This window comes from Streptomyces sp. SID3212 (assembly GCF_009865405.1).
Lineage (GTDB): Bacteria > Actinomycetota > Actinomycetes > Streptomycetales > Streptomycetaceae > Streptomyces.
The window spans coordinates 1-4,923 of record NZ_WWJY01000047.1 but is presented as its reverse complement, the minus strand read 5'-3'; the positions used below and the strand labels follow the sequence as shown (position 1 = coordinate 4,923).

Below are 4,923 nucleotides of genomic sequence, written 5' to 3'. Positions count from 1 at the left end.
GGCGGTCAACCGGACGGGCGCCCCCGAGCCGGACGGCCACCACAGGCGGGCCGCCATGCCGTCGCGGGCCGCCGTGTAGAAGTTCTCCCGCGCGAGGGCGAAGGGGAGTTCGCTGCGGGATTCGCGTGCGGCGCGGTCGAGGACCAGCCCGGTCAGCAGCGCGGTGTTGGCCACCATGTCGGCGGGCGTCGGGCCCGACGGCAGCGCGCGCAGTTCGATCCGCAGGTGCCCGGCCCCGGCCGGGTCGTAGACCAGGCGGTTCCACCACCACAAAGTGCCCAGATGCAGCCGCAGCTCCTCCAGCGCCGGCAGACCGCCGGGCCGGTCGGGCCTGGCCCAGGGCCCCTCGGAGTTGAACGGCATCAGTGGCGCGTACCGGCTCACCGACGCCTCGATCAGTTCCCGTACGTCCCCGCCCAGCCAGTCCTGGCCGAAGCCGGAACGCCGGTCCGCCGGAACGACCCGGCGCCGGTGCTGGCCGAAGGCCTGCTCGTACCAGGGGATCCGGGTCTCGTCCCACACCCGTCTGCCCATCAGCAGCGGCGAGTTGGCGGCGACGGCGAGGACGGGCGCCGTCATGAGCTGGGCGGCGTTGTGGACCCGGGTGAACTCCTCGGGCCGTACCGTGAGATGGACCTGCCAGGAACTGGCGGCGCCCTGCGCGCAGATCGTGTCGGAGCGCATCCGGTACCGCTGCTCACCGGTGACGCGCAGTCCGCGCCGTTCCCTCCCCAGCGCGTCGTCGAGCAGCGCGTACCGGCGCCTGGCTGACACGTTGCGCCGCGTCAGGTCGCGGGGCCGTAACGTCGGCAGGATCCCGGAGCAGTACGGCTCGGCTCCGTACCCGGCTCCCGCCTCGCGCACCACGTCCAGGAGGGCCGTGGCCTCGTCGTGGAGTGCTGAGAACGGACGGGAGCGGAGGGGAACGGGGGTGAGGTTGGCCTCCAGGTTGTAGCGGTTGACCTCCAGGACGAGGCGGGGGTCGGCGGCCGTCGCGCGCACCTCCTCGTTCCGGGGGACGGGGACACCGTCCGGTGTCACCAGGAACATCTCCAGCTCGGCGCCGATCGTCCGCTCCTCGTCCCCGAAGCCGGGCGAGGAGAGGAGCTCGTCGAGAAGACCGAGCGAGGCGCGCAACCGCGCCGCGAACCGCACGGCGTCCTCGTCGGTGAAGTCGCGCTGTGGAAGATCACGTCCCATGACCTGCTCCCGGCTGTCGTCGTGGACCGGGCACGCGGCTGGCACCGCGACCGGCCGTCGTCTCGGATCATGCACCCCCTCAAGGCTGCGGGAGGTGTGGCCGCCCGGGCAAGGCGCCATTTTTGCCCATCCCCCTCAGCCGCGCGGGGAGATTCCCCGTGCGGCACGTTGTCGGCGGCGGGGGACCTGCCACCGTGCGCGAGAGCCGCGGGGTAGGGGGTGTGGCGGAGCGAATCGGGGGCAGACGAGTGCCCGGGTGCCCGGAAGCGGGTGTCCGACTCCTTTGATCCGCCCCCTCAAGGGCCGTACCGGGTCCTGCCCACCGGTACAGAGGTCAACGTCAGAAAGGCGAACGGAAGCCATGACCCGCCGCGAGTCGACTCAGCGCGCAGCCACGACGGCGTACGGACAGTTGCTGGAGAAGGTCCGGTACGACGGCGTCTACCCCACCCGCCGGCGCGCCGAGGAAGCCCTGCGAGCCGTGGTCCCCGTCCTCGGGCGGCAACTGACGGAACAGGGCCGCGCCCTTCTCGCCACCCGCCTCCCGGCCGAGGTCTCCGAACTCCTCGTCGCCGAGGCGTCCGCGCCCGCCGTGGAGCCGCTCACCGACCGGGACTTCGTCGAAGCCGTCGCCGCCCGGACCGGCTCCCCCTACGCCGTCGCCTGCTGGGACACCGAGACCGTTCTCACCAACCTCGCCACCCTCACCGGCCCCGCCTTCCTCCCGCGCCTCCTGGGCCAGCTCCCGTCCAGCTACGCCCCGTTGTTCGGACAGAGTTCGCGCGCCCAGGCCGCCTGAGACGACGCGTCGCCACGGAACCGGCGGTTTCCCGGCGGGAACTGCCGGGCCTCTCCTACTGTTGAGGACGAACGAGCAGTGCTCTTCTGATCCGGCACGCGGTCCCTCGGCATCGTGTGTCCTCACGGACGGAGAACGATGCGCGCCCTTTCAACGACCTGGCGGCGACTGCGCGTGAGGGTGACGGCCGCGGTCGCCCTGTCTCTCGTCCTGGTGGCGGCGGGCCCGGCTTCGGCCGCCCCGCCCTACGACCCGAGCATCGGCCGCACCCCGTACCAGCCCGGCCCCATGCTGGTGAATCCCGGGGCGGGGGGAAACACCGCCAACTCGTACGGCTTCAACCTGGTGCGGGTCGGCGGTCTCGACAATCCCGCCTACTACGAACTGCGCGACAGCTACACCGTGAAGCTCTACTTCAACTACCGGGGCTCGACCGACTCCGAGACCGAGGCGAAGGAGGAGCGTTGGGTGAAGGGGCTGGACGACGTCATGTCGACCATGGTCCTGGAGACCAACAAATGGGTGGGCGGACGGCTGCGTTACGAGCCCTACGACGACGACACGTGGCCCGGCTCCCGCCCCTCGGACGAGATCGCCATTGTCTTCGACACCATTCCCGCCACCGGGATCGCCAGTCCGTCGACCGCACTGGACAACCGGGGAGCGATCTACAACGGCGGTCTGATCCGCCTCACGGCCTCGGACACCTGGACCCGTCTGGTCAAGGGCAGCGAGAACGGCGACCGGTGGTCGCGCTACGCGATGGCGATTCCGGTGATGCACGAGATCGGCCACACCCTCGGCCTGGCCCACTACAACACGCCCTTCCGCGGCTACAACACCCTGATGTCCTCCGTACGGGTCGCGGACGACGTCTCCAGCTGGAACGACGTGTGGACCCCGGGTGACAAGGCCGGGCTGATGAACATGGCCGGCTGGCGCGACCGCGCCACCACGTGCGCGCACACCGGGTCGTGCAACCAGATCTGGCAGAAGGGGGAAGGCCTCGCCTGGCCTCCTCAGCCACCCTCCCACGCCGACGACCGCGTGCACTGAACAACGTAAGCCGTGCTCCTACAGACGCAGGAGTGCCGTTACGGCGACCGCCGCCACCAGGGCCACCGGGAGCGGGGCCCTGCGCCACAGGAGCAGCGGGACGACCGCGAGTCCGGCGAGCACGGTGAGGTCCAGGGCGTTCCAGCGGGGGCCCAGTACGTCCACGACGACGAAGCCGGCGAGCAGGGCCGGGGCGGTGAGGGCGATCACCGACCGCGCTCGTGGGGGGAGTGTGCGCCCGCCGAAGAGGGCGGGGCCGAAGGCCTTGCAGGTGAAGCTGAGGACGGCGACGGCACCGATGGTGAGCCAGAGCGTCATGAGGCGACCTCTTCGTCGGAGGTGACGGGTCGCACTGCCTCTTCGGTCCCGCTCCTCTCGTCGGCGTCTTCGGGCCGGGCGGCCGGCCGGGCCGGTGCCCTGAAGAGAGCGACGAGTGCCGCGAGCGCCGCGCCCACCAGGGCGGGTCCGGCGGGCAGGAAGACGACGAGGCCGGCGGCGAGTACGGCGCCGAGCAGGGCCGGAAGCCGGTTGATCCGCTCCCGGCGGACTTCGTCGAAGAGGAGCGCGACGAAAAGCGCCGGGGTGAGGACGTCCAGTCCGAGCCGGTGCAGGAGGTCGGGGTCGGGGGACACCACCACGCCCAGGGCGGTGCCCGCGACCCAGGCGGGCCACTGGATCGCGGTGGCGCCGAAGAGCAGGTACCGGTCGAACCGCCCGCCGCCGAGATGGGCGGCGGCCCAGGACCCGTCGACCACCGCCTGGCCTTCGAGCGCGCGGCGGAACCGGCCGCCGCGCAGATCGCCGGCCACGGCGATGCCCATGGGGACGAAACGGCTGTTGATCAGTGCCGCCGACGTCACGGCGCCCGCGAGGCCGCCGCCCGAGCCCAGGGTCGCCAGCAGGGCGAACTGGGCGGACCCCGAGAACACGATCATCGAGCAGATCACGGGTGCGAGATGTCCCCAGCCCTGTGAGGCGCTGATCGCGCCGAAGCTGACGGCGAGGAGGAAGGAGGCGGTCGCCGGCCCGGACCCGGTCCTGAGTCCGGAGAGGAAGCTCGCACGCGGTGAGGCGGCGGCTTTCGCCGATCGGGGACTGTCCATGACTCAAGCCTAACAGTCAAAAGCCTCCAAGGCTGTTAGGAGGGGGGTAGGCTGGGGGATCATGAGCAAGCAACCGGTTCTCAGCGCTCCCGCCGCCTCGGGAAGCCCTCACGACTCCGGCGCGTCATTCGTGGGCGGCCACCCGGTCCTCGACTTCGCCAACACCGTCGCCTGGCGTCTGGACCCAGCCCGCACCGCCGACCGTGTCCAGGGCGCCGAGGCGTGGGCGCGGTGGGCCGTCACCGCCGGACTGCTCACCGCCGACCGGGCGGAGGCGCTGCTCCGTACCGGGAAGGGCGACTCGGTGCTCGCGATCGCGGCGCTCCTGGAGCTGCGCGCCACCCTCTGGCCGGTGCTGGACGCCCTCGTCGACGACGAGGAGCCTCCTGCGGGGGAGTGGGAGGCACTGCGCCGGGTGCTGGTGCAGGCCCGCGAGGACGCCGTGCTGCTCCCCGCCTTCCCCCTGCGGTGGCAGTCCGGTACGGAGCGTTTCGACGGCCTCCGTCACGCGCTGGCGCTGCGGACGGAGGGCCTGCTGAGCGGGGACGGCCTGGACCGGGTCCGGCGTTGTGAGGGCCCCGGATGCGGCTGGTTCTTCCTCGACCGCTCCCGGAGCGGGACCCGGCGCTGGTGCAGCTCGCAGGACTGCGGCAACAGGGACCGCGCCAGACGCCACTACTCCCGCACCCGGCAGCGCGGATGACCACACGGGCGCGGACGCGGAGCGCCGGACGGTTCAACGCCCTTCCGGCGTACGGCTCCCGC

Annotated in this window: 6 protein-coding genes; 3 read left to right on the top strand and 3 right to left on the bottom strand. The window is 71.9% G+C overall.

Features of this window, described 5'->3' with window-relative positions:
* Positions 1–1,200: glutamate-cysteine ligase family protein (locus GT042_RS01970; protein WP_161306960.1), on the bottom strand; the 1,200-nt coding region annotated here is incomplete at its 3' end.
* Positions 1,201–1,561: 361 nt separating this feature from the next.
* Between GT042_RS01970 and GT042_RS01965 the strand changes: the two genes are divergently transcribed.
* Together GT042_RS01965 and GT042_RS01960 are read left to right on the top strand one after the other, a co-directional pair.
* Entirely contained in the window at positions 1,562–1,999 is a 438-nt protein-coding gene (locus GT042_RS01965; protein WP_161306959.1) for a DUF2267 domain-containing protein, read from the top strand.
* A 138-nt stretch (positions 2,000–2,137) separates the two neighbouring features.
* Positions 2,138–3,055 carry a hypothetical protein gene (locus tag GT042_RS01960; RefSeq protein WP_161306958.1) on the top strand — a complete coding sequence of 306 codons (918 nt, stop codon included), beginning with the start codon at positions 2,138–2,140 and terminating at the stop codon, positions 3,053–3,055.
* A gap of 18 nt (positions 3,056–3,073) precedes the next feature.
* Here GT042_RS01960 and GT042_RS01955 read toward each other — a convergent pair whose 3' ends face one another.
* Together GT042_RS01955 and GT042_RS01950 are read right to left on the bottom strand one after the other, a co-directional pair.
* Entirely contained in the window at positions 3,074–3,373 is a 300-nt protein-coding gene (locus tag GT042_RS01955; RefSeq protein ID WP_161306957.1) for an AzlD domain-containing protein, read from the bottom strand.
* Positions 3,370–4,158 (bottom strand): AzlC family ABC transporter permease, encoded by a 789-nt coding sequence (locus GT042_RS01950; RefSeq protein WP_161306956.1) that lies wholly within the window; start codon positions 4,156–4,158, stop codon positions 3,370–3,372. Before GT042_RS01950 ends, GT042_RS01955 begins: the two co-directional genes overlap by 4 nt.
* A 61-nt stretch (positions 4,159–4,219) precedes the next feature.
* On the opposite strand from GT042_RS01950, the gene GT042_RS38605 reads away from it, so the two are divergent.
* Positions 4,220–4,861 carry a CGNR zinc finger domain-containing protein gene (locus GT042_RS38605; RefSeq protein WP_161306955.1) on the top strand — a complete coding sequence of 214 codons (642 nt, stop codon included), beginning with the start codon at positions 4,220–4,222 and terminating at the stop codon, positions 4,859–4,861.
* Positions 4,862–4,923 lie beyond the last annotated feature (62 nt).